Origin of the sequence: Paenibacillus sp. FSL W7-1332, from assembly GCF_037969785.1 — a bacterium.
In the GTDB taxonomy this organism is placed as follows: domain Bacteria; phylum Bacillota; class Bacilli; order Paenibacillales; family Paenibacillaceae; genus Paenibacillus_AQ.
The window spans coordinates 5,881,035-5,906,343 of the sequence record NZ_CP150209.1; the positions used below are offsets into that span (position 1 = coordinate 5,881,035).

General features: G+C 50.3%; 25 protein-coding genes. 9 read left to right on the forward strand and 16 right to left on the reverse strand.

Going from position 1 to position 25,309, the window contains the following annotated elements; genetic code table 11:
- Positions 1-14: 14 nt before the first annotated feature.
- The 12 genes from MKX98_RS26585 to MKX98_RS26640 all read right to left on the reverse strand — a co-directional run bounded on the left by MKX98_RS26585 (position 15) and on the right by MKX98_RS26640 (position 11,274).
- Positions 15-785 (reverse strand): glycoside hydrolase family 16 protein, encoded by a 771-nt coding sequence (locus tag MKX98_RS26585; protein ID WP_194544256.1) that lies wholly within the window; start codon positions 783-785, stop codon positions 15-17.
- 285 nt (positions 786-1,070) lie between these two features.
- Entirely contained in the window at positions 1,071-1,919 is an 849-nt protein-coding gene (locus tag MKX98_RS26590) for an AraC family transcriptional regulator (RefSeq protein WP_233355137.1), read from the reverse strand.
- 211 nt (positions 1,920-2,130) lie between these two features.
- On the reverse strand, positions 2,131-2,973 hold the full coding sequence (locus MKX98_RS26595) for a sulfurtransferase (protein WP_339219405.1): 843 nt from the start codon (positions 2,971-2,973) through the stop codon (positions 2,131-2,133).
- Between the two features lie 36 nt (positions 2,974-3,009).
- Positions 3,010-3,783 carry an ABC transporter ATP-binding protein gene (locus tag MKX98_RS26600; protein WP_339219407.1) on the reverse strand — a complete coding sequence of 258 codons (774 nt, stop codon included), beginning with the start codon at positions 3,781-3,783 and terminating at the stop codon, positions 3,010-3,012.
- Between the two features lie 21 nt (positions 3,784-3,804).
- Positions 3,805-4,818 carry an ABC transporter substrate-binding protein gene (locus tag MKX98_RS26605; RefSeq protein WP_339219409.1) on the reverse strand — a complete coding sequence of 338 codons (1,014 nt, stop codon included), beginning with the start codon at positions 4,816-4,818 and terminating at the stop codon, positions 3,805-3,807.
- 40 nt (positions 4,819-4,858) lie between these two features.
- Positions 4,859-5,635: an ABC transporter permease gene (locus tag MKX98_RS26610; RefSeq protein WP_194544261.1), complete on the reverse strand. Its 777-nt coding sequence runs from the start codon at positions 5,633-5,635 to the stop codon at positions 4,859-4,861.
- A 5-nt stretch (positions 5,636-5,640) separates the two neighbouring features.
- Complete coding sequence (locus tag MKX98_RS26615) at positions 5,641-6,981, reverse strand: LLM class flavin-dependent oxidoreductase (protein WP_339219412.1); 1,341 nt, start codon at positions 6,979-6,981, stop codon at positions 5,641-5,643.
- Positions 6,982-7,058: 77 nt separating this feature from the next.
- Entirely contained in the window at positions 7,059-8,039 is a 981-nt protein-coding gene (locus tag MKX98_RS26620) for an aldo/keto reductase (RefSeq protein ID WP_339219414.1), read from the reverse strand.
- Positions 8,040-8,306: 267 nt separating this feature from the next.
- Complete coding sequence (locus MKX98_RS26625; RefSeq protein ID WP_339219416.1) at positions 8,307-9,629, reverse strand: LLM class flavin-dependent oxidoreductase; 1,323 nt, start codon at positions 9,627-9,629, stop codon at positions 8,307-8,309.
- Positions 9,630-9,672: 43 nt separating this feature from the next.
- Positions 9,673-10,245, reverse strand: coding sequence for a DUF4825 domain-containing protein (locus MKX98_RS26630; protein WP_339219418.1), 573 nt, complete (start codon positions 10,243-10,245; stop codon positions 9,673-9,675).
- Positions 10,242-10,922, reverse strand: coding sequence for a permease prefix domain 1-containing protein (locus tag MKX98_RS26635; RefSeq protein WP_339219419.1), 681 nt, complete (start codon positions 10,920-10,922; stop codon positions 10,242-10,244). The genes MKX98_RS26630 and MKX98_RS26635 overlap by 4 nt, the downstream gene beginning before the upstream one ends.
- Positions 10,906-11,274 (reverse strand): PadR family transcriptional regulator, encoded by a 369-nt coding sequence (locus MKX98_RS26640; RefSeq protein ID WP_339219421.1) that lies wholly within the window; start codon positions 11,272-11,274, stop codon positions 10,906-10,908. Before MKX98_RS26640 ends, MKX98_RS26635 begins: the two co-directional genes overlap by 17 nt.
- Before the next feature lie 217 nt (positions 11,275-11,491).
- Between MKX98_RS26640 and MKX98_RS26645 the strand changes: the two genes are divergently transcribed.
- The 6 genes from MKX98_RS26645 to MKX98_RS26670 all read left to right on the forward strand — a co-directional run bounded on the left by MKX98_RS26645 (position 11,492) and on the right by MKX98_RS26670 (position 17,738).
- A complete protein-coding gene (locus MKX98_RS26645) occupies positions 11,492-12,019 on the forward strand; it encodes a DUF2062 domain-containing protein (RefSeq protein ID WP_194544266.1) in 528 nt (175 codons plus the stop codon).
- A gap of 216 nt (positions 12,020-12,235) precedes the next feature.
- A complete protein-coding gene (locus MKX98_RS26650) occupies positions 12,236-13,702 on the forward strand; it encodes a spore germination protein (RefSeq protein WP_194544267.1) in 1,467 nt (488 codons plus the stop codon).
- Complete coding sequence (locus tag MKX98_RS26655) at positions 13,699-14,865, forward strand: Ger(x)C family spore germination protein (protein WP_194544268.1); 1,167 nt, start codon at positions 13,699-13,701, stop codon at positions 14,863-14,865. The genes MKX98_RS26650 and MKX98_RS26655 overlap by 4 nt, the downstream gene beginning before the upstream one ends.
- A gap of 15 nt (positions 14,866-14,880) precedes the next feature.
- On the forward strand, positions 14,881-15,072 hold the full coding sequence (locus MKX98_RS26660; protein ID WP_194544269.1) for a hypothetical protein: 192 nt from the start codon (positions 14,881-14,883) through the stop codon (positions 15,070-15,072).
- Between the two features lie 28 nt (positions 15,073-15,100).
- The gene (locus MKX98_RS26665) at positions 15,101-16,192 is read left to right on the forward strand and encodes a GerAB/ArcD/ProY family transporter (protein ID WP_194544270.1); all 1,092 of its coding nucleotides are present in this window, start codon (positions 15,101-15,103) and stop codon (positions 16,190-16,192) included.
- Positions 16,193-16,377: 185 nt separating this feature from the next.
- Positions 16,378-17,738, forward strand: a protein-coding gene (locus tag MKX98_RS26670; protein ID WP_339219424.1) for an IS1182 family transposase whose coding sequence is annotated in 2 segments (ribosomal slippage) — positions 16,378-16,945 and positions 16,945-17,738 — 1,362 coding nt in all. Because the reading frame shifts where the segments join, the coding sequence is not laid out codon by codon here.
- A gap of 617 nt (positions 17,739-18,355) precedes the next feature.
- Here MKX98_RS26670 and MKX98_RS26675 read toward each other — a convergent pair.
- Positions 18,356-19,216, reverse strand: coding sequence for a DUF421 domain-containing protein (locus MKX98_RS26675; protein WP_194544271.1), 861 nt, complete (start codon positions 19,214-19,216; stop codon positions 18,356-18,358).
- Positions 19,217-19,377: 161 nt separating this feature from the next.
- Between MKX98_RS26675 and MKX98_RS26680 the strand changes: the two genes are divergently transcribed.
- The 3 genes from MKX98_RS26680 (at position 19,378) to MKX98_RS26690 (ending at position 21,436) form a co-directional block, all read left to right on the forward strand.
- The gene (locus tag MKX98_RS26680; RefSeq protein ID WP_053491912.1) at positions 19,378-19,584 is read left to right on the forward strand and encodes a DUF1657 domain-containing protein; all 207 of its coding nucleotides are present in this window, start codon (positions 19,378-19,380) and stop codon (positions 19,582-19,584) included.
- A 159-nt stretch (positions 19,585-19,743) separates the two neighbouring features.
- Complete coding sequence (locus tag MKX98_RS26685) at positions 19,744-20,706, forward strand: sugar kinase (RefSeq protein WP_220684081.1); 963 nt, start codon at positions 19,744-19,746, stop codon at positions 20,704-20,706.
- A gap of 61 nt (positions 20,707-20,767) precedes the next feature.
- Positions 20,768-21,436: a bifunctional 2-keto-4-hydroxyglutarate aldolase/2-keto-3-deoxy-6-phosphogluconate aldolase gene (locus tag MKX98_RS26690; protein WP_194544273.1), complete on the forward strand. Its 669-nt coding sequence runs from the start codon at positions 20,768-20,770 to the stop codon at positions 21,434-21,436.
- A 95-nt stretch (positions 21,437-21,531) separates the two neighbouring features.
- Here the strand turns inward: MKX98_RS26690 and MKX98_RS26695 are convergent, their stop codons facing one another.
- From MKX98_RS26695 to MKX98_RS26705, 3 genes are all read right to left on the reverse strand, one after another.
- Positions 21,532-22,137, reverse strand: coding sequence for a YitT family protein (locus MKX98_RS26695; protein ID WP_194544274.1), 606 nt, complete (start codon positions 22,135-22,137; stop codon positions 21,532-21,534).
- Positions 22,138-22,259: 122 nt separating this feature from the next.
- Positions 22,260-23,111 carry an MBL fold metallo-hydrolase gene (locus MKX98_RS26700; RefSeq protein ID WP_194544275.1) on the reverse strand — a complete coding sequence of 284 codons (852 nt, stop codon included), beginning with the start codon at positions 23,109-23,111 and terminating at the stop codon, positions 22,260-22,262.
- 146 nt (positions 23,112-23,257) lie between these two features.
- A complete protein-coding gene (locus MKX98_RS26705) occupies positions 23,258-25,225 on the reverse strand; it encodes a fructose-specific PTS transporter subunit EIIC (RefSeq protein ID WP_194544276.1) in 1,968 nt (655 codons plus the stop codon).
- Positions 25,226-25,309: the final 84 nt, after the last annotated feature.

The window sequence follows — 25,309 nt, forward strand, 5'->3', positions numbered from 1 at the left end:
GAATACCCGATAAACTAGTTGGCCGGCGTGAATTTGATCCAGTCATAGTACGCACGGACCGGCGAACCCGGGTAATTGAACTTCCCGGTCCATATCTCGGCCGGTCCCGATCCCGACCATAGGTTAACCATGATATGGCCCGGGCTAGTCGGAAGCGCCCCGCGTGAGCCATTCTCCGTGTGGACCAGTTGGCCGTCTACATACCACTTGATGGATGATGGCGACCATTCGAACGCATAGTTATGGAAATCGAGCGACGCATCAAACCCTAAATTGATGATGGTGCTGTGCTGACCTACCCCATTGGTAAAATAATTTGTTTCCATCTTCGTGGTGTCTTTCCCCAGGATTTCAATATCAATTTCGTCATTGGACGTGCCTGTGGCTTGACCGGAATACGTAAAAAGGCTCGTAACCAAGCCCGTTCCCTTGGCCGCTTTGATCCGCGCTTCAACGCGGCCGTAACCGTACTTTAGATGTGTCGCATATTCACCGGAAGCATAGGATTTGCCCGAGCAGCTCGCAGGACATCCCGCATTGTCCAGTCGTAAAGCCATAATTCCGTTTGAGAACTCCTGGTTTGCCGCCTTCCAGCCCACCCCGAAATCCGGCCCATTCCCCCATCCATCGGAAGTATAGAACAGATTAGGGTTCGTGCCATTCAGCGGCTCATTAAATGCAACGTCGGCAGCCGACGCTTGAATCGGTACCAACAATCCGCACAACAAGCTGCCAGCCATAAGTACAGTCGTCATTTTCTTTCTGAACACACTTAGCTTTTTCATGAACAACACCTCTTTCTTGAAATGTAGAGTGAATGCAAGCAAGAACATCCGTGCTTCCGTAATCTCTGATCTCTTTAAGACCTCCCTCCATCAAATGGATGTAATAACCACCGGGAATGGTGGATCCATTCTATCGTACACACAAATATTTTGGAAATCTCAGCCATTTTAAGGATAAAACGACACTATTTAACGGCACTTGCTGCCTTTCCAAGCGAAAAGACTGCAGCAGGTTTTGCTTCTCCCTGTTACAGTCTTGTTATGCATATCCTCTCCTATGTACTACTAAATTGGAACTGGCACATGCTGCTGCCGATACGAGGTAGGCGACACGTGGTGATATTTAGCGAATGCTCTCGAGAACGTGTGGAGGTTGGAGTATCCCAGCGAAAAAGCCGCCTCCGTGACGGATACATCGGTTTCAGTCAGCAGCACCGCTGCACGCTCCATCCGCAGCTTCATGAGATAATGGCTTGGACTGATGCCGTACACTCGAATGAATTCACAGTACAGATGCGTCCGGTGTACGCCGGCATGCTCGACCACATCCGTAACGGTGATCCCCTCCATGTAATGGGAATCCATATAATGGACGCTTTGCTCAAGCCAGTTCGATTTACTCCCTTTTTGGACCGCGGCACCCGCCAGCAGCTCAAACAGCCGGTATAACCATTTCTGTCGTGCAAACTCGTTTCCGATGGTATCGTTGTTAACACACCTATTCATTTGATCGAGCACCGTCTGCAGCTCACCCTTCATCACGTTCTGCACATAAGGCTTGCTTGGATGCAGCCCAATCCGGCTCAAAGCCATGTCGGTCAATCCTCCATCCAACACGACCCACTGCATGCGCAGCGTCGGTTCGAGATGGCCGTTCGGCTCCCAGTAGCTGTACCTCGTATGAGGAAACAGGCAAAAGACATCCCCTGCCGACAGCGTAACCTCCTCGTCCCCGTAAGCCAGTGAAACCATTCCGTTCAGAACAAAATGCAGCGCATAATTTTCGGATACTTTGGGGCCTACGAAATAGTGGGGTTTGACCCGGCTCCGGCCCGTACGCAGAATCCAGATTCCACCCCTTTTTTCCATATCCGAAGGTATGGAGTACTTCATATCGGCATATTCGAAGACCATTTCCTTCACACGAAATCCCTCCCGCCTCAAATAAAATGCTTCCAGCCAAATGCCAAATGCAAAATGTGGAGCATAATACTCCTGCCTTCACGGCATAAAAAACAACAAAGAGGCACGGCTTCATTGCCATGCCTCCAGTGATCTGGTCGACAAACCTTCCATATGTTATCTATTTTGATATGCCCCCGCGTCAGACGCAGGCTCTCCCGCTTTACACGTTCCCAATGGCCACCGGATGATCCTTATAGCTGATCCAGTCGCTCCAGCTGCCCGCATACAGCTTCACCTTGCGGTATCCCGCTTCTTGCAAAGCCAGCACATTCGGGCACGCGGACAGCCCGGAGCCGCAATACACAATCACTTCATGATCTGGAGCTATTCCTGCAAAACGCTCAAGCTGCCGCTCTGCACTCTTCAGTGTTCCGTCTTCATCTATACCGTCCTTCCAATAGGCGTGCACCGCCCCCGGAATATGTCCGGCTACCGGATCCAGCGGCGCCGTTTCTCCCGTGAACTGCTTCCAGTCCCTTGAATCGAGCAGGGTCACGCCGGCTGCGCCAAGCTTCGCCCTCACCTCGTTCACATCAGCCAGCCAATCTTTCTGCACGCTTGACTGGAAAGAACGCGGCGTCACTTCGATTTTCCCCGAGATGAGCGGATACCCGGCTGACTTCCAGCCTGCGAAACCTCCATCCAATATATATGCCGATTCATGGCCCAGGTACTTCAAAATCCACCATAACCGCGCCCCTTCCGGGCGGAGGTCATCATCATAGACAACGACAGGCGTACTTGCATCGATTCCGAGATTGCCGAGTCGCCTGGCCAGCTCCTCCGGATGCGGCAGCGGACTCCGCCCGCCATGCTCGCCTGGAGGTTCCGTCAGATCCTTTTTCAAATCAATGAATACAGCCCCGGGCACATGTTCACGCTGATAAGCCTCGAGCCCGTATCCCTCATTGCCCGGGCTGAATCGGACATCCGCGATAACCAGCTGATCCGGGTTCGACTCCAGCTGCTCCAGCACCCATTCCTTGCTTACGAGATTTGACAATAGCTCCACGTCCCTTCTGATTTCCAGCAGCTGTTGTTAAATCGTAAATTCCAAATCCTCTTCTGTCTTCACGTCATAGATTGCAGAGTAGATGTCGTTCTGAATCTTCAGGAGACCGACATCCTCCCGCTTGCGCGGACGCTCATGGGGAACGTCGAAAATGTGGTGGATGCGCCCGGGACGCGGGGAAAGCAGGACGACCCTGTCCGCCAGAAAGACGGCTTCGGATACGTCATGGGTCACAAACACCACCGTCTTCTTCTCCTCCTGCCATATGCGGAGCAAATCCTGCTGGAGCTGAAGCCGGGTCAAATGGTCCACCGCTCCGAACGGCTCGTCCATCAGGAGGATGTTGGGGCTGCTTACAAGCGCCCTAGCGATCCCTGCCCGCTGCCGCATGCCTCCCGACAGATGATGGGGATATTTGGAACCGAATCCCTGCAGACCGACCATGTTCAGATATTTGTCAACGAGCATTTGCCGCTCCGCTTTTTTCATGCCGGCGAGCTCCAGCCCAAGGCCGACATTCTGCGAGATGGTACGCCACGGATACAGGGATGCATCCTGGAATACGACCCCTGAGCTCCGCGTGGGTCCTTGAACCTTCGCGCCATCCAGCAAAATTTCGCCTTCCGTCGGAAGCTGCAGCCCCGCCAGCAGCTCGAGAAGGGTGCTTTTCCCGCAGCCGCTCGGCCCGAGAATGCACAGGAATTCGCCATCCCGGACCTGCAAGTTTATATGTTGAAGCGAGATCGTAGGAAGATCGCCGTCATAGACCTTCGAGACATTTTCTACCGTAAATCCCGACATAGGAACGCCTCCTGCCAGACTTTATTTTTTCGGAATAAACCTCAGGTCCAGAATGTCCTCCACCTTGTAAATCTCATCCTGGAAGCCTAACTCCTTCTGAATCTGCTGGGTATCGTTCAGCGCGTTGATGTCCACGTCCGGGTTGTTCTCCCACAGCACCTCTTCACGTTCCAGCGCCAGATCCAGCACCTCGGGATCAATCTCGATATGGTTCAGATAGTACGCCTTATACTCGTCCGGATGGCTCTTCGCATATTCCTGCGATTTGAAATAAGCCCTCAGCAGCTTCTCGACCAATTCCGGTTTCTCGTTCAATATGCCGTCACGCGCCGCCAGCACCCCGGTGTGGAAGGTCGGCAGGTAATCCCAACCTGTAGCGATAATATGGCCTTTTCCCTGCTTCTCCGCGAGAGAAGCAAACGGCTCATGGATGATGGTGGCGTCTACCTGTCCGGTTTCCAAACTCGCATAAGCCGCCTGATGCGTGCTGTTAGCAATGAAGGTTACATCCTCCGGCTTCAAGCCATGCTCCTTCAGAATGACTCGTGTATACACCTCCAGTCCGCTGCCAAACACGGCGATGCCCACCTTCTTGCCCTTCAGGTCTTCCACCGTCTTGATCTCCGGCGAGGCAATCAGGTAGAACGGGCCTTTGGTCCGGAACATGGAGGAGACGATTTTGACGGGAGCGCCCTTGCCCGCTGCCACAATCGCTGTCGTCGTGGCTACGTCAGCCACGTCAATGTCCTTGCTGGTCAGACCGGCTATCGGGTCCTTGGTGGTAATAAACTCGACGTCGAGTCCTTCCTCCTCAAAGAATCCCTTCTCCGCCCCGAAGGACACCGCCAATCCGCTGACGCCGCTAAGCGGCGCGTAACGGATCTTCTCCAGCTTGGTTCCCGCAGCGCTTTCTCCGGCCTCTGTGGGGGTTGCTCCCTTGCCGCTATCCGTGCCGCTTGCGCAGCCGGCCGTTATGACGATTAACCATAACGCCGCAAGCGCTATGATGCATGGACGTATTTTCCTTCTGTTCATATGAATCTCTCCCCTTGTATGTGACGCTCTTTCTGATGGATTATGATGATTTCCATTTCAAAAACACATTGCGTTCCAACAAATCGATCAATGAAATAATAAGTACGGATACGACGGTAACCAGCGCTACAATGGCAAAGGCCTGCGCGGTATTATACAGCGATGTCGCCTTCACGAGTATATTGCCAAGGCCATCCTTCGACGCCAGCATCTCCCCGAACAGAGCCCCAACCAGTCCGGTTGCAGCCGATAAACGAAGACCCGCAAAAATAGTCGGCGCAGCCGATGGCAAAATCACCTTCATGATGGTCTGATTCCGCGTGGCTTCGAACACTTGGGCGACCTTCAGGTGATTATCCGCCGTCTGTTTGATCCCGGTCATCGTATTGACCGTGATCGTAAAGAAACAGAACAGGAACACAATCGATATTTTATGCGTAACCCCGATCCCGAGCCAGAGCGCAAGCAGCGGCACGATCGTAACCTTCGGAATCGCCATCAGCGCCGAAAGATACGGCCGGAAGAATTGCTCCGCCCAAGGGATCAGCACCAGAGCCATGCCGACGGCCAAACCGCCAAGGGCAGCAATGCCGTAGCCCGTAACGAATTCGGCCAGCGTGACGTACAGGTGCTTCCAAATCTCCCCGTCACCGAACAGTTTGAACAGCTCACGGAATACCTGCGATGGCGCAGGCAGATACAGGCTGCTGACGATCTCCGTGCGAACCAGGAGCTCGCAAATCCCCAATATGATCAGCAGCAAAGCCGCCTGCCCCGCCCAGATGCCGCGGTATTTCCTGGCATGCCTCGTTCCCATCAGGCTCACCCCTTCGCAATCAGATCGTATCGGTTCCCCGGGCGGCTTAGTCCCAAGTGCTCCCGGAAGGTGCTGCCTTCATATTCGTTGCGGAATAAGCCACGACGCTGAAGCTCAGGAACCACCAGCTCCAGGAACAGATCCAGTCCACCCGGCATATAAGGCGGGCACACATTGAATCCATCGGCCGCTTCATCCCGGAACCATTCCTCGATGATATCCGCCACCTGCTGTGCACTGCCGACAACTAACAAATGCCCGCGGACCGTGACGGTAAAGAAATAGAACAGATCCCTGATCGTAATATCCGCGCGCCCGTTGGCCGCTCTGGCCAAGTCGGCCCAGTGTAAGGCCGTTTCCGAAGCCGATACATCCGGCAGAGGATCGTCCAGTGAGAATCCTCTTAGATCGATCCCGATCTTATCCGACAGCGGACCCAGATCGTAATCGGTCACAACCAGTTCATTCAGCTCCGCATATTTGGCCCGTGCTTCTTCCTCCGTCCGGCCCACAATCGGAACCAGCCCCGGCAGGACTTTCAAATCCGAAGCTGCCCTTCCATACTCCGGCAGTCGGCCTTTCACATCCTTGTAAAATTTGACGGCTACTTCCTTTACATTCGTTCCCGTGAAGACCATGTCGGAATACTTGGCCGCCAGCATTTGGCTGCGCAGGGAGGTTCCAGCCGTGATCAACGGAAGCTGCCCCTGTATCGGGCGCAGAATGTTCAGCGGACCCGCAACGGAGAAGTGCTCGCCGACATGATCCAGAACGTGCACCTTACTCCCGTCGGCGAACACGCCGCTTGCTTTATCCCGCGGTAGGGAGTCGTCCTCCCAGGTGTCCCACAGCCCGCTGACAATTTCGATGAATTCCTCGGCGTAGTCGTACCGCTTGGCGTTATCCCAATGCTTCTCCCGGCTGAAATTCAGCGCTGCCCGCGGATCGGAGCCCGTCACGACATTCCATGAGGCACGGCCCTGGCTAAGATGATCCAGCGATGCCGTGAAGCGTGCGATGTTGTAAGGCTCGGCATAGGTGGTGTTCACCGTGCCGATCAAACCGATTTTTTCCGTTGCCGCCGCCAGATAGGACAGCATCGTAAACGGCTCCAGCCGCGTCATTTGCGAAGGGAATAAATGCTGCATGTCCGCGCTCGTGGCCAATCGGTCCCCCAGGAAGAAGAAATCGAACTTGGCCTTTTCAAGCTTCCGGGCGACTTCCTTCAGGAACTGGGGATCGTAAGCCCCGTCCGTTTTGCCTTCAGGCAGTCTCCAGCCCGCGGGATGATAGCCTGTCCCGAATAAAAACAATCCAAGATGCAATTGACGACGTTTTGAACTCATCGTTGTGTCACCTTCCTGATCCATATTGGTTACGATTGATCATTATCGTGCCGTATAGGTATTTCGCTATATCTGCTTTATCCACGGATTTCCTCCGATAAACGATCAATTTCCTTCAGTTCTTCTTCTGTCAGCCGCTCATCCGAGTATTTCAAGGTATCTGCAATGTGCTCCGCCCTGGATGCTCCGACAATGGCTGATGTGATGCCCGGGCGGCTAAGCACCCAGTTCAGGGCGAACTGCGGAAGCGTCCATCCCCGGTACTCAGCCAGCGGCCGGATCGCTTCTACAATAGAGAGCGCATGCCTCTGGTTCAGCAGCAATTGCAGTCTCTGTTCGCCTGCAGCCAGACGCGAGTCCGATGGGGGAGCTTCCCCCGCCCGGTACTTCCCTGACAATATGCCCCGGCCCAGAGGGCTGTACACGATAACCCCAACATGCTCGGACTGGGCAAAGGGAATTAATTCACGTTCGATATCCCTTGTAATGAGACTGTATTCCGGCTGTACGCTTTCGAACCTGCGAAGACCGTGGAGCGCACTGATGCCATGAGCTTTGGCCAGCTGCCAGGCCGCGTAGTTCGAGCAGCCGATATAGCGGACTTTGCCTTGTCGCACAAGATCCGTCAGCGCCTCCAGCGTCTCTTCCAGCGGAGTAAACTCATCAAACCGGTGCACTTGATAAAGATCGATATAATCCGTTTGGAGCCGAACAAGGCTGTTCTCCAGCGCGCGATAAATATGATAACGGCTTTGGCCTTGGTCATTAATGCCGGGCCCGATCCGGTTATGCAGCTTCGTAGCCAGGAGAATGCCTTGTCTTCGCTCCTTCAGCAGCCTGCCCAAAATTTCTTCCGACTCCCCAAGCTGATTTACGTTCCCGTTATCCATACCCGTGCCGTATACGTCAGCCGTGTCAATCAGATTGATTCCAGAAGCAAGCGCCACATCCAATACGGCGGCCGAAGCCCTCTCATCGATCCAACGCCCGAAAGCCATGGTCCCGAGACTCACCTCCGACACTTGAACTCCCGTTCTGCCCAGTGGTCTATACTTCATACATTGGAGCCTCCTCATAAGATTCATATAAGAAAACCTCTATCGAGGCTTTTTCAAAGGATGAGCGAGCCGATTCAAGGGTAGGTTTTCTTGCGATATCAGCAAGACCCTGCCTTGAAGTCTGATATCTAAAAAACAGCCGAAGACACACCTCGGATCACTAGTTGATCCAAGGATGCATCTCCGGCTGTCCGGTAGAATACGCATAAATTCTATTATTTCCGATATGTTAAGTAGGATTATAGCACCGTCTAATTTTGTCGTCAATTATTTTTCATGTTGAGTTTCCGGCCGGTTGAGACCAAGATGGTCCCGTAACGTTCTGCCTGTATAGTCCTCGCGAAACAGTCCGCGCTGCTGGAGCAGCGGCACTACGCCCTCCACAAACTGTTCGAGACCACTCGGAAGCAAAGGGGCCATAATGTTGAATCCGTCGCAAGCCCCGCTTCGAAACCAATCCTCGATCCGATCGGCAATCTGCAGCGGGGTTCCGATCATCGTCATATGACCTCTGGCGACCGCGTAATGCCTGCCAAGCTCCAGAATGCTCATGCCCGATTTCGCGGCCATATCCATAATCATGATCGCCCGGCTGCTGTTCCCTTCCCTCGGCAGATCAGGCAGCGGACCGTCTACCGGATATTCGGTCAAGTCGGCATTCAGCAATTGAGACAAATATTTCACCCCTGCTTCCGGCAAGATGAGCTCGCTGAATGCCCGGTGATACGCCAAAGCTTCGGCTTCGCTCTCTCCGAGGAAGATCAGCAATCCCGGGAGAACCTTCACCTCTCCCCCTTCCCGTCCATACTCCTTAAGCAAGTCCTTAAACTCGCGGTAATACCTTATCGCATCTTCTTTACTCTCACAGGCCGTGAACACAACATCGGCTGTTTGGGCGGCCAGCCTCCTTCCCGCTGCCGAGGTTCCCGCTTCAATGATAACGGGCCTGCCTTGCGGAGATCTGGGCATGTTCAACGGACCTTCCACCCTAAAAAATGCTCCTTCATGATGAACCCGATGAATCCGTGTGGTATCCGCAAAAACAGCTCTCTGCCGATCCAACACAAGGGCATCGTCCTCCCAGCTGTCCCAACATTCCATCACAGCCCGCAGAAACTCCTCCGCCCGTTCATACCGCTTTCCATGCTCCATTAATTCCACCGAGCCGAAATTGCGCGCCTCGGCATCCTTCGTGGAAGTCACCACATTCCATGCAGCTCTGCCGCCACTGATATGATCCAGCGTGGACAGACGCCTTGCCAATGCGTAGGGCTCGTTGAATGTGGTAGATGCCGTACCGGCTAATCCAACATACGCCGTGACGCCTGCCAGACTGCTGAGCATGGTCAGCGCTTCAGGCTGAAGAAAGCTGACATTCGTCCGCAAATCCTCGATCAAAGGAATCGAGTTATTGTCCGCAAGGAATACCATATCGAATTTCCCGCGTTCGGCTGCTTGAGCGCAGCGCTTATAGAAATCGTAATCCACGGCTCCGACCCCCGCCGAACCGGGATGCCGCCAAGCGGCAATATGATGACCGTAATTCATTAGAAAAGCACCCAGACTTAATTGGCGTCGCTCCGCACCCATCTCTATACTCCCCTTCGCTTTATCTCTTCTAAAAGCTTTACCTCTACAGAAACTTACGCTCAACCAGGTTCTCTACGTAATCACCGACAAACTTCCTATCATCAAGACGGGATTGAACCTCCTTCTCCCATGTCCCGGCATCCCGTAATGAAGCAAGTGTGACCTGATTGCCAAACCACGACTCCACCTCATCCCGCTGGATGGTAAAGATTTGGTCTTCAAAGGCGAAAATCAGTTTCTCCAAATTATCAATCATGGCAAAATTAGCAGTGGAGTTATAAACTAGCAGCTGCTTCAGCTTTTCCTCTTGCAGATCGCCGGCCCTGGCCTGGAATCGGATCTCGGCCGTCAATTCCTCCGGATACAACTGAAATGTACGTTCGATGTCACGCATGGGAAGCGAAGCATTCAAATTGATCAGGTTCCCGGCATTCCCCATATACGGGCTCGCAAAGCTTAACGAATTCCGGATATCATGCGTCAACGGATCATTCTGCTCCGCTTCATATTGAACGGCCTGTTCGTCTGCTTTGGGCTTGATGAATCCCTCCAGTGCAGCCATACCCACTACGCCGATAAGCAGCAGTATAACGATCAGCCCATTTTTTTTGCTCATGGTTCATTCACCTCAAGTTGAAGAGTTAATTTACTAGCTTTTTGGACAAGCAGCGGAATGATGACCGACGTCATCGGGATGGCATATCGCATGACGGTCACGTAGAACGAATAGGGCCCATCGATCCGCAATTCTCGCCCAAACCACAGATCGCTGCCGTATTGAATCAGGAAGGTGTACATCGATACAACTACGATAAATATCGACCACAGCCACCATGCCCCTTTGCTCCATTTGGCCAATTTGCCTGCGTTGATCACAGCTGTCTGCTTCTCATACCGTTTCAGATGCCGTGACATGGAAAGATACACCGCACCGGATAAGACAACGAGACATAGCAGAAGGGTGTTCACCCCTATACCGCTTGGCAAAAATCGGGCCGGTATGGTCACGATCCACGCCAGCAAGGAATAAATAAGCGCGCTCTGAACCAATTCATAGCGGAAACGGTAGCTGTAAACTTTTTGATTATCGTCAATGAGGGCTTCGATATCTTCAATGTTATCGATGGCCAGACTAATGGCCGATTGATATTCCATCCCATTCTCCATATAATCCGTAACCCGAGCCTCCAAATTGCTGAGAACCTCATTCTTTAGCTCTACCACTTCCTTGGTTTTGCGTTGATTCGCAAATAGACGGTCCACAAAAATCTCTAAGTCATGCCTGTTGGTCATTGTCTGTCAGCTCCTTTCCGTTTCCGATCAAAATATCAATAATCTCGCGCGCAGCCTTCCATTCCTCCTGATTGTGCCGCAAGCGTCCCTGTCCCTCCTGGCTGATGGTGTAATATTTGCGCCTTCCGCCCTGGGTTTCTTCACCCCAGTAGGAACGGATGAATCCCTGCTTCTCCAACCTTCTCAGACTGGAATACAGTGTAGGCTCCTTCAGCTCAAATCGATTCCCGCTTCGCAGCGAGATTTCTTTAATGATCTGATAGCCGTAATTATCTCCGTCCGATAACACGCGCAAAATAAAGGTATCAATATTTCCACGTATCAAATCGCTGTTATGTATGGATTCAATCAAATACCCGGACCTCCTTAACGAAACGAATGGGTATAATATAACGCATATTACTATGCATGTCAAAGTAATACTTCACGCATTTATTTCTTCTTTCATCGATTGACGGTTTACAACCGCTACTATATAATTCTTGAAAGTTCTTTCTATTATAAATGGAAACAAAATGCGGTTCCAATCCCTTCATTATTGTATTTAGTAAGTGCAGGAGGAGACGGTTTTGCTTCATAAATACATTCGACGACTGAAATACTATATTCTCCGGACTCTCCGCATGCAAAATAGCGATCATCGAATTGCGCTCGGTTTTGCCGTCGGCTTCTTCCCTTGCTGGTATCCAACCTTCGGCATTGATCTGCTGCTGGCTCCGCTGCTCGCTCGCATGGTTCGGGCTAACATCCCTTCCGCCTTCCTTGCAGCTTCGGCAGGCTCCGTCTTGTGGCCGATCCTGTTCTATTTAAACTATAGAATCGGGGTATTTGTGCATCTGTTCACCACATTTCCCAAAACCTTTGAAATCGAAGATGCTCTCTCGGTACCTGTCCCGGAGACGGATTATAGGATTGAGACGAACCATTTTGGCAGATTAGGCGATATGGGCGTCAATTTTCTTGTCGGTGGTCTCATCAACAGTGTCCTGTCTACATTGATACTCTATATTTTGCTGCGCTTCGTTTTAACGTTCTACCGAAAACCATTGCTCCAACGAATAAAGAAATCCATCAAAAGAGGAAAAACCAAGAAGTAGCGGTTTAAATCGCAATTAACGGTACACCTTATAATCGCCCGTTTCGTAACAGCTTCATGCCGTTATGAATCAGGCGTATTTTTTTTCTGCATATCGAATGATCCCTAGCTCAGTCCCCCTCTCGACAAGTTAACTTCTCTGGTCATTTTGAATAACTTGCCAAGAGTACGGCATTCTATAAAAAAAGACACATATGAGCGTGAGGGGGTATCGGTTTTGAAGGAACAAACTCATCATGAACTGGTTGAGAATATAAAACAAAATCTTGAGAACTGTGAAGATGTCGTCTACCAATCATTTCGGGCCCATGGCAAATCCTGCACCCTGATTTATATCCAATCTATTATTGATACCAGCTCTTTGCATGAGCGTATCATTACCCCGCTCCTCAAAGAGGCCTCTGCCTTACAATTTAATTTAGATGACTTTATTAATGAGCTGGATCGTGGCGATTTACTCTCGATTCCATTCAACCGCTCATCATCAGCTCACGATATTGCGAACCTGATTGTAGAGGGCTATGTCGTTCTGTATATTGATTCATTGGTTAACGTCTATACCTTTGATCTAACGAAGTATGAAAAGAGAGCCGTCTCGGAATCCCAAAATGAGCTTGTGGTAAATGGCCCCCAGGAGGCTTTTATCGAGGACATCTTCACCAACCTGTCCTTGCTGCGTCACAAAATCAAACATCCCGCATTAAAGACGCGCCGTTACCAAATCGGGCGTTATTCGAAGACCCTTATATACATGGTATATATTGACGGACTGGCCGATAAGGATGTGGTGGCTAAGATCGAAAAAAATATCAAGGCCATATCTATCGACGGGGCCTTTGGCATCAGTACCTTATCTGAACAAATGAAAGAAGGCGTGAAATCGCCGTTTCCTCAGTTTCAATACACAGAGCGACCCGACTCTGTTGCAGCTTCACTGCTTGAGGGGAGAGTCGGGATGATGATGGACGGTACACCGTCTGCTCTTATCGTGCCGGTTACGCTCTTGTCTCTGCTGCAATCTTCCGAGGATTATTATCACAGCTTTTTTTCCTCCAGCTGGATCCGTCTTATTCGCTTTATGTTCGCTGTCATTTCGCTGCTGATGCCATCCATGTATGTTGCCATTACCACGTTCCAGCCTTCTATCATTCCGACGGATCTGCTGCTCACGATTACATCAACTCGTGAGAACATCCCTTTCTCGGCATTAACGGAAGCCCTCATTATGGAACTAACCTTTGAAGCGCTCAGGGAAGCCGGAACCCGAATTCCAAAACCGGTCGGTCAGACTATATCGATTATCGGCGCCATTGTCATCGGACAAGCCGCGGTGGAAGCAGGGATCGTGTCTAACCCGATGGTAATCGTGGTATCCATAACAGGGATTGCTTCGTACATCATTCCGCATTTTGAGCTTGGGCTGACATTTCGACTCCTACGCTTCCCCCTGCTTCTCTTGGGAGGAACACTCGGTCTAATCGGTTTGTTTGCAGGAACTTTTGTAGTGCTTGGACATTTGGCTTCGCTTAAATCCTTCGGGACTCCGTATCTGGAACCGGTAGCTCCGCTGGTATTCTCCGAGTGGAGGGATACGTTTCTCCGTGCTCCCTCTCCCCTGCTGAATAAACGTCCAACTTCCTATGCTGCTCAGACCTCGAATAATAGGAGGCAGAAACCAAAATGAAATGTTCAACAATCATTCGATTTCTGCTGCCTTTAATCATTCTTACCGGTTGCGCAACCAAGGTGGAGGTTAATGAACAGACGTTCGTCTTCGCTATGTATATTAATAAAGGCAAGCAGCCGGGAAATGTAGAGGTTACCATTAGCGCTCCCCTGCCGAATCGCTTAATGTCCGGGCAGCAGGCCGGCAGCGGGAGCGGCGGCGATCCTTATGCCATGGTCTCCAAGGATTCCGCCACAATTCAGGATGCCTTGCATCTTATTCAAAAAGATCTGTCTCGGCGGCTTGACTTCAGTCATACCCGGGTCCTTGTATTGGGCCGAAGCTACGCTGAAGACGGTATTGAGGATTTAATGGATTGGTTTGAAAGGGAACCCACGATCGATTTCAGATGCTACTTGATGGTTGCACCAGGCGACGCCAAGCAAATCGCCAGATTAACGCCGGTCTTTGAGCAAATGCCTTCGGAGGTTCTCATCAAATTCGCCGAACATCATAATATGGTGGCAACTACGGCGAGAGATATTTTATATGCAAGCAAAGCCAACCAAGGGTACGCCCTGACATACTTATCTGCAGGCAAAAAGCCGTTGGTAGCCGATCCAGCTAAAAAGGATGATTGGGCCGGAGTTCAAGGGACGGCGATATTTCAAGGTCACAAGCTAAGGGCCACCCTGCCACTAAAGGAATCCATGGCCGTCAGCTGGGCTCTTAAGGAGCTAAGAGACGCGCTTTACACCGTGTCTTGGGACGATGGCAAGAACAAAGGTAAGGCCAGCCTGTTACTCATCAACATCAGATCCCAGAAGAAGGTGAAAATGACGCCCGACGGCCCCGTTTTCACGGTTATGCTCAAGGGAAGGGCAGACATCATATACAAAAAAGACACACACTTACCGGATTCGGCTGCTATCAACAAAATGATTGAACGTGAATTGAATGACCAGGTCAGCACTCAAATGAACCGTGCTCTGCGTACATCCCAAAGGGCTGGTGCGGATATATTGCAATTAGGCATGGTCCTCGACTGGCACTACCCCGATGCTTGGCATAAACTGCGTTCAAGATGGGAAGATTTTTACAGAAATGAAGCAGAAATTCAAGTTTCGACTCATATTACCATACGAAACCTGGGAGCAAGTTTTAATGCCAAATCAGAATAAGGAGGAGAAAATCGAATGATAGCCATATTTTTTTCGGCGATTGCACTGCTGGAGTGGTACCTTGTCAGACAAAAATCGCGACGGGAAAAATGGATGGTGCTTTCCCTCATTGTACTGGCTGCCATATGGAATATGCTTGCCGCTTTCATCCATTGGTGGCCCACACCCAATCAATGGATCCACTGGGGATTCGGTTGGTTAGGCTGAAATTAGAAAGGAGAGGAGGCGATATAGGATGCGTAAAACTCCCTGGCAGCTGTTCCGGTTTGCGTTTGTTTATCTATCTGCCCAGCCCACTGGGTTTCTGATCACGCCTCTGCTATGGAATTCAGAATATCTAGGATGGATGTCCATTCTTGCCGGAAGTGCTATGAGTCTGATCCTTCTGTGGTTCACGATCAGGCTCGGCATGTGGAGCCCGAATACCTCCTGGGTGGATTTTGGAGAACGCCTGGTCGGGAAATGGGTTCATACCATGATCATCCTTTTGCTCTTGTTTTGGAGCATCAATTACATTGCCTTGGATATCGAAGGTTTTACCTTGTTTTTTAATACGAACTATATGCGGGAATCCCCGCAGTGGATTATCCAGATTATCATTGGATTGGTTGTGATCATCACGGCCAGATGGGGACTGGAAACGATGATTTATATGTCAGACGGATTATTTATACTTTCCGTGCTCTCTATCGTGCTGGTCAATATATTCTTTTTCAAAAACTCGGAATTTGAGATGCTGCCTGCTTTGATTACGCATCATAATTATGGTTCCGCGGCAACAGATGCCGTGTATTGTCTCTCTTTCTTTGCCGAATGGGTCGTATTCCTGTTTATTGCACCCTACATACAAATCGATCGGAGAGCGTTTCGCAATCTGGCCTGTTCAGGGCTCTTGGTCGCCTTGGCGGTTTTGCTTCAATGGTTGGCTGCCCTGCTCAATTTCGGTCCATACTTCGGGCGAGAACTTCAATATCCGCTCGTGGAGCTTATGCGTTCTACCGGCGGCTTCCTCGGTAAATCCGATCCCTTAATGATAGGGTTATGGAGCAGCTCCATGTTTATGCACAGTGCGTTTTTGCTCCATGTCAGCGTAAAATGCCTGGGAAAGGTATTGAACCTAAAAAAAATGGACAATCCCCTGATTTCCTTGGTTGGTGGTACTTCGGTCGTTATCGCCTACCAATATTCGCGGAATCCTACGCTGTTTCAGGAGAATTACGACTCTGTGCCTATGATTGCTTTTTTCCTGACCATTGAAGCGATTCCCCTATTGTACTGGTTAGCCATACTTCTGCGCCCGCGAAAGAGAAAACGGCGGACAGCCTAGCAGCGCGGTATCGGAAATGAATGAAGCTTGTTTAGACGTGAGAAAATTAAAAAGAGTATCCTGCATTAGGATACTCAGGCTGTCGAGAAAGTCTCGACAGCTATTTTTTGTGTATTTAGTTCAACACGACACCGCGTTAATATTATATAATATTAGTAAATAAACCGTTCGGAAGGGTGTTAAATATGTTGCGTTCTAACCGAGAAAAACAGCAGGCTTACGAGTTTGTTTCGATTGAAGAATTGGTTCCTCAAGATCATCTGCTCCGTAAAGTGGACAAGTATATCGATTTCTCTTTCATCGACGAAAAGGTCCGTCCGCTTTACTGTGCTGATAATGGGCGACCAGCCATCGATCCTGTCGTGTTATTTAAGATGATTTTCCTCGGTTATTTTTACGGCATTCGTTCAGAGCGTCAACTGGAACGCGAGATTCAGACGAATCTGGCATACCGTTGGTTTCTTGGTTTGGGATTGACAGACAAAGTTCCGGACCATACCACCATTAGCTGGAACCGACGGACTCGTTTCAAAGACACTAATATCTTTCAAGATATCTTCGATGAGATTGTGCTGCAGGCAATCGAGCATCGCATGGTCGGCGGACGAGTCCTGGTTTCGGATTCCACGCATGTGAAGGCCAATGCGAACAAACACCAGTACACCAAGCAGCAGGTTCTACAAAACACACGAGATTACATGGACGAACTCAATGGCGCAGTAGAAGCCGACCGGAAGGCGCATGGAAAAAAGCTTTAAAACCCAGAGAGGATGTGGTCGAGAAGAAAGAAATCAAGGTGAGCAAAACCGACCCGGATAGCGGTTATATGATTCGCGACGGGAAACCGGAAGGATTCTTTTATTTAGATCACCGGACCGTTGATTTGAAGTACAATCTGATTACCGATGTCCACGTCACGCCGGGAAACGTCCATGATTCTGTACCGTATTTGTCGCGTTTGGATCGCCAACGAGAGCGATTTGGTTTTGAAGTTGAAGCCGTTGCCCTGGATTCAGGCTATTTAACAACCCCCATCTGCAAAGGATTGCAGGAACGGGGGATCTTTGGAGTGATTGCTCACCGGAGATTTCATCCGACCCAAGGCTTATTTCCGAAGTGGAAGTTTACCTATGATGCCGAGCGTAACCGTTATATTTGTCCGCTCCAGCATGAATTGTTGTATCGCACCACGAATCGAGAAGGATACCGGCAATATGCCTCCGATCCGAAACACTGCAAGACTTGCCCGATGCTGGAGCAATGTACCCGTTCACGGAATCACCGCAAGGTCGTCACGCGCCATGTCTGGGAAGACAGCAAGGAATGGGTGCGAAACAACCGGCTCAGTCGATCCGGCAAGTATTTATACCGAAAACGAAAAGAAACGATTGAGCGAAGCTTCGCGGATGCCAAAGAGCTCCATGGGTTTCGCTATTGCCGGTTGCGCGGGTTGCAAAACGTCAGGGAACAAGCTCTGATGACAGCAACCGTGCAGAATATGAAGAAGATGGCGATCCACTTGGATCGCCTGGAAAACAGGGGGTAATCCCCCATTTCCCCTCTTGAATTGACCACTTAAAAAGGGAGAAACCCTGTACTTTGAAAAAAGTGCAGGGTTTCTCGACAATCTGAGTATCCTGCATTAGGATACTCTTTTTAATTCAACTGAAAAGTTCTGAGGAAAGTTGCGATGACCTAAAAGCCCGAAAGGTCCTTCATTTAGGATCAAAAGTGCAACAGCCTTACGATATGAGAACTTGGAAAAATAGAAAATTTGAAAATCTCTGTGCATAATGATGAAATTATTACGTAAGCGCTTCCTACAAAAAGGTTCTTTTATTGTAAGCAATTGGCATATTATATAGTACAGTAGACCAGCTGGCAAGGGTGGCAGCAGGAGGTGATAGGCATGGGCGTGAATGAAGCTTTGGCTTTAATGATATCGTTCGCCACTCTGGTCGTCTCGATCCTTGCCTTCCATAATAAGAAATAGACCCGTCCCTTGTACAGATGAATCTATTTCTTACGTCTGGTAGCAAGCAAATATCCACCTTGCAGGTAATGATCTGCTGTGCGGGGAGTCGGCGGCAACCGGCTCCTTTTGTAATACACAAAAATATCCTATTCCGATTTTTACGGAATTATGACTCGGTGGCTCCCGAATTAAGTATTTAGGATTGGCTTTACCTCGGCTATAATCTTCTCGATCTGTTTGGAGCTTTCTTCATACATTTTTTTTGCCTTCTTACTCTTTGTACTGAGGCTGAATAACTCCAGATCCGCCTGACATTTTTTCAAATTCGCATAGAGCAGTTTCCGCTCCTCATTTTGGGGAACCTGAATCTGATCATCATACAAATCGACGGTTAGTTGTCCATAAGTGTCTACCTGTGCGAGAAATACATCCTTGATCTTAGCGCCCTGCTTGTCCAGTTCTTCCACCAGCCATCCATGATTGAAGCCTGCGACGCGCAGCGGTTCATCCATGACTTCACCATCCATGACGACAACCTGTCCGGGCTTTTCCGGCGCTACCTGGACACCAAGATCTTTAGGAGTTAAAGGCAGATTCTCACGCGTCAGCAGAACATTAATTTCCCCGCTGGACTCCATAATGGCAAATTCCACGTCAGCGATCTGAAACACGTCTTTTTTCCGCAGCTGCTGCATTAACTCATCGGAAGACAGTTTTTCTTTCTTTAAATTATCTTCCAATATCTTGCCGTCTTTAATGAGCACGGTCGACTTAAAATCGATAAAGTCCCTGGCCTTCTTGCTCTTGATTGTCAGGAATTCAATAAGTAATGAACAGGCTACCCATACGCCCAGCGCTACTAATCCCAAATACCAGTTCGCATCAAGATCCAGGGAGATGTAGGCGGCCAAGCTGCCGATCGTAATCCCCGTTAAATATTCAAAAAAAGATAGCTGCGTAATTTGCCGCTTGCCCAGCAGTTTCGTCATCAGAAACAACACGACCACAGCACATAAGGTTCTAAGTACAATTTCCAACCACTCGGCCACAATAAAGCCTCCTCATTTCATGTCTTGACTAAATAATCACACTTTAGATTATTGTCAAATATCCCTTTAGAAATCACACCATTATTTTCCAAAATATGCTCCATGCATGTTCTTCTGCAAAATGCGTACATTATTACGCATGAAAGGAGTGATAAAAACCAATGACCGTAGCTTCCGATGTTAAAACATGTCTCTCATCCTTAAAAAGCGCTCAGGCCAGCCTTGAGCAATTTGCACTGTCCACGCAAGATCAAAATGCCAAGGATTTGTTCACGGCTGCAGCTCAACAGACACAGCAAGTCGTGGACCAAGTGGCCCAGCGGGTTCAGCAGCTTGAACAGGAAGAGCCTCAGTATAAAGGTTTCTAAACATAAGTTTTTAGTTTGCTCCATCACATGTAAGCCTAAGCCTACCTCCTATCTTCCCCTGATAGGAGGTACTTTATATTGTGTTATTTATTATTGAGTTATCCTCCCTATCAGGGTAAAGTGTTAATAACGGCGACTGAATTCAAGGGGGTAGATTCGATGAAGAATGGAACGCGTCCTATCGATGTCATCACGTTCGGTGAATCGATGGGATTATTATATCCGGAAGGTACACGGGGCATAGGACAAGGAGGAAGCATGGCACAATCCTTCGGCGGTGCCGAAAGCAATCTCGCCATCGGACTGTCCAGGCTTGGCTGCAGCAGCGGATGGTTCGGTCAACTCGGTAACGATCCGATCGGAACCGGTATTTTGAAAACGCTTCGAGGAGAAGGTGTCGATATTTCCGCCGCCAGACAAACGGATATTGCACCGACCGGCCTTATGCTGCGCCAGAACGTTCGCGGTCAATCCTCCGTCTATTACTACCGCAAAGGCTCCGCCGCCAGCCACATGACGCCGGACCATGTAGACTCCGAATACATAGCCAATGCCCGCATCCTTCATTTTACAGGCATCACCGCAGCTCTAAGCAGCAGCTGCCTGGAGACGATTCGGCATGTCATTTCCGTATGCAAAGCGCATGGCGTCCTGATCAGCTTTGACCCTAACCTGAGGCTCAAGCTATGGAATATCGAGGAAGCTCGCCCTGTATTGCTGGAACTTGCGGAAGCCTGTGATTATTTTCTTCCGGGCTATGATGAATGCAAGCTGCTGTTCGAAACTGAGGACGAGCAGGCGATCCTGGACCGACTGCGACAGCTTCCCGGAATGTCCGTTATCAAAAGTTTCAATGGGAGCAATGTCATTGTCCACAAGAGCCACACCTACTCCCTTCCCTTTGAACAGGTGGATCAAGTGGTGGACACCGTGGGAGCAGGCGACGGCTTCTGTGCTGGTTTCCTTGCCGGTATCGCCAAGGGCTGGACACCCGAAGAGGCTCTCTCGCTGGGCGGCTTAACCGGTTCGCTGGTGATCCAAGCGCCCGGTGATTGGGAAGCACTTCCGACCTGGGAAGAGGTACAACAGCGGCGCGGAAATGCTGCTCATATCGAGCGTTAGCTCCTGTTCATTAAACGAGCCATCTTTCTAATCCATTCATAGACGAGAAGGAGTGTGTAACATGAAAAAGCTAAGACTGATCGAACAAATTCATCATGCGGGTGTCGTCGCTGTCCTTCGCGGAGATTCCCCCGAAGAGGTTGTCGAGATTGCCAAACGTGCGATTGAAGGCGGTATCAAGGTTATCGAAGTAACCATGACCGTACCGTTCGCTACCGAAGCCATTACGACGCTGGCCAAAATGTACTCCTCTAAAGACCCGCAAGCGGATAACTATGCCATCATTGGCGCAGGCACGGTTCTCGATGCTGAAACAGCTCGAATCACCATTCTTGCCGGTGCCGAGTTTGTAGTCTCGCCGGGCTTCGACCGCGATACCATTATGCTCAGCAATCGTTACCGCATCCCGGTTATGCCGGGCGCCGTAACCGTTCATGATATCGTTGCCGCTCTTGAGCTTGGCGTCGACGTCATCAAGCTCTTCCCGGGCAATCTGTACTCTCCATCCGTCATTCCATCTCTGAAAGGTCCGCTCCCGCAGGCCAACATCATGCCAACCGGCGGCGTAAATCTGGACAATCTGCATGAATGGATCAAGGCCGGCGCGTTTGCGGTCGGGATCGGATCGGATCTGACCAAGGACGCATTGAAGAGCGGTGACTTCAATCTGATTACAGAAAAGGCACGCGCATACATCAACGCCTTTAAGGAAGCTCAATCGCAAAGATAAAAAATGATGTACGTTTTCGTATAGGATTCCTCCGAATATCGCTCTTTTCATAAACAGACAAGCCTATCAAGAGTCGACTTGATAGGCTTGTCTGTTTATTTAATCCGTCTCTTTTTGAACCAACGCTTCTGGGTGAACATTCCTGTCGTAAAGCCGCCCGCTACGATCGTCAGAACAGAATACATGAAGGTGCTTTCCGACAACAGGAAACCTCCGAAACCAATGATCACGGCATCCATCAGCAAAATAATGACGCCTACATTTAACGGCAAATATTTAGCCAGGAAATGCGCCAGCAGATCCGTTCCGCCCGTGCTTGCATTGTGTCTTAGCATAAATCCAAGTCCGGCTCCGATCAAAGCCCCGCCCAGGAGCGCGCTCAGGATGACATTCGGGGCAAAAAATCGCAAAAAATCCGGTTGCAGCGGTGAAAGCAAATCGATAATAAATGAAGATATCAGCATGCCTGACAGACTATTGTAAAAAATTTCGCGATTTAATATCCAGGCTGCGATAAACATGGGAATGCTGCACAAAATGATGACGAATCCGATATGTAGATCAAACACATAGTTAGCTATCAGGGCGATGCCGATAACTCCACCATCCAAAACTTTATGCGGGACAAGAAAAAAATTGGTCCCCATCGCGATCAGAAAACTGCCGATCACGATAATGACATGTTTTCGAAATGACACCATTTCCCCATCTCCATTTATAAGGGCATGTCTCATTTATATGCTTGCCATTTCGAAAAATTGCGGACTTGCTGTCCCGCATTTGAAAAAAATTCCACCGAGCTCGATTCGGATACCTTTTGCTACTAATCCTTTACATAAATCAAACGCTCGGTCCGTGCCATCACCTTGGTCTTCATATAGGGATAGTTCTCATAACAATAATCTACAAAATACCCCGGCTTCTCTCCATTCCAAGGGAAAATATCATAGTGCATGGGAATGGTCAGATCGAATCCCGATGCTGCGGCAAGCTCTGCTGCCTCCCGAAAGCCCATATTTCCAACGATTCCGTCTTTCCGGCGGAAGGCATCTCCCCCGTTGATCGGCACCATCCCGATATCAATCGCATACGCTTGTAACCTTTCAACCAAACCAGGATAAACGACGGTATCTCCCGCATGGTAGATCAACACGCCCTGGATATCCACCAAATATCCGACATATCGGTGCCCGAACTGTTCATGCTCATCCAATGTTTCATGGGCAGCCGGAATCGCCATCAGTCGGAAGCCCTCAAACTGCTGCCATTCATCGCACATCGCCGCGTACAAACGCTCCGGAGCGACACCGGCCTCTCTCATCGCTTCATGGCAGCAAGCCGGTGCGACAAAAATTGTCTCTGGATTCTGTTTGGCTATGACCGCAATCGTTCCCAGATCCATATGATCGTCATGCTCATGGGTGATCAGCACCATGTTCGCATTCGTGATATGCTCCGGGGTCAACGGTGCAGGAAATGCGCGCTTGAATCCCGCTTTGCGTTCCAGATCATCAGACATATAAGGATCGATATAGATGACAACCTCCCCGCCCTTAAGGACAACGCTCTCCTGTCCCAGAAACCATACCGCCGCCATTCCTTCAGCTGTGGACGTCCGGTTGATTTCTTCGATAAGCTCCTCGGGACCTCGACCCTTGCTGTTCTGTTCCATCATCTCTATTCTCTCTCCTTCCATTTTCGATCATGACTAGATTATAACATGCGGTCAACTGCAGAAATGACCAACCGACTATGAAAAAAACGAGTCCGAAGTAAGCAGAAACGCCTACTCCAAACTCGTATTGTCTCATCTGTATGAATCTATTTACGCTCAAGCGGCTTCTTCCACAGACCAAGCAGCAGGCCTGATAGCACCGCGCCAATCAGGACGGCCAGCAAGAACAGAAGCGCATGGTTGGCCAGAGCGGCAACAAAAACCCCCCCGTGAGGAGCAGGGACGTTGATGCTCCACAGCTGCGTCAACCCGCCGGCAACCGCCGAGCCGAGGATGCAAGATGTCAGCACGCGCAGCGGATCGGCAGCGGCGAACGGGATCGCGCCCTCCGTAATGAAGGAAAGTCCCATCACATAGTTGGTCACACCGGACTTTCGTTCCTGCTCCGTAAACTTATGCTTGAAAAACGTCGTCGCCAGCGCAATAGCAAGCGGAGGAACCATACCGCCGGCCATAACCGCAGCCATCATGGCTCCGTTCGTATTGCCGCTGGATGTAAAGACGCCGATCGCAAATGCATATGCCGCTTTATTGAAGGGTCCACCCATGTCAATCGACATCATTCCGCCCAGAATAAGACCAAGAATCACCGCGTTTCCAGTACCCAGATTGTTCAGAATATCAATCAGGCCGAGATTGATCCAGCTGAAGAACGGATCAAACAGGTAGAACATGATCGTTCCGGTTACAAGGAGGCCGACAACCGGGTACAACAGAATCGGCTTTAAGCCATCAAGCGCTTTGGGCAGACCAGCAAAGACTTTGCGCAGCAGAATCACCACATAACCCGCCAAGAAACCTGCCGCTAGCCCGCCAAGAAATCCCGAATTAGAATTCAGGGCCATTAGCCCTCCGACCATACCGGGCATCAACGCCGGACGATCACCTATGCTGAGCGCAATGAATCCCGCCAGAACCGGAATGAGGAAGTGGAAGGCGCCGTCTCCCCCGCCAATCGTCTGCAGCAGCTGGAAGAGGGGATGATTGTCTCCTGCAAGCTGCTCGATCAGGAAGGAGATAGCCAGAAGAATACCGCCTCCCACGACGAATGGCAGCATATGCGAAATACCATTCATCAGGTCCTTATACACTTTCGTGCCTATGCTGCCCTTCTCCGCGTCCTTCGCCTGCGACTCACCTCCGCCTTCGCTCCGGTAGATGGGGGCATCACCGCTCATCGCTTTGCGAATCAGCTCCTCCGATTTGCGGATACCGTCGCTGACCGGTCGCTGGAGCACAGGCTTTCCGTTAAAGCGGGCCATTTCCACGTTTTTGTCGGCGGCAATGATGACGCCTGCCGCCCTGCGGATTTCCTCTTCCGTCAACACGTTCTGCGCACCCTCCGAGCCATTGGTCTCCACCCGGATCTCGACGCCCATTTCCTGAGCTTTCTTCTTCAGGGCATCTTCAGCCATAAACGTATGGGCAATACCGGTCGGACACGCCGTTACGGCAACAACAAAAGCATCCGAGGTTCCGTCAGCAACCTTCTTGGGGTCAGATTCGGAAGTGACATCGGATTCCGGAGCCTTCTCCGATTCCTTTTTTGCCGCTTCCCTTCTCTTGGCCGCTTCCTTCTCCGCCTTGGCAGCTTCTTCCACTGCCTGTTTCGAATCAAATAACGCCGTTACTTCCCCGGGCGTCTTCGTATTCATCAATTGTGCGATAAATTCGGTATCGATCAACAGCCGCGATAGTGCGGCAAGCGTACGGAGATGGGTATTTCCGGCTCCTTCCGGAGCTGCGATCATAAAAAACACATACGCCGCCTCTCCGTCCAGCGCTTCGAAATCCACGCCCTGACTGCTCTTGGCAAACACGACGGTCGGTTCATTAACCGCTTTCGTCTTCGCGTGCGGCATCGCGATGCCGCCTCCGATTCCCGTACTGGATTCGGCTTCACGCTTCAGAATCATCTCTTTGAACAAGACCGGATCGTTGATCCGCCCGCTTGCAGCCAGGCTTGCGATCAGTTCATCAATGGCTGCCTCCTTCGTGACCGCCTTCAGGTCCATGATCATCGTTTCTTGTATCATTAAATCCGTAATTTTCATGCTGGTTCACACTCCCTTGATATCCTCGTGATGACTGCCACGCCATAGCCGGCCGGCCGCATCATAACCGCGTAATCGATGTAA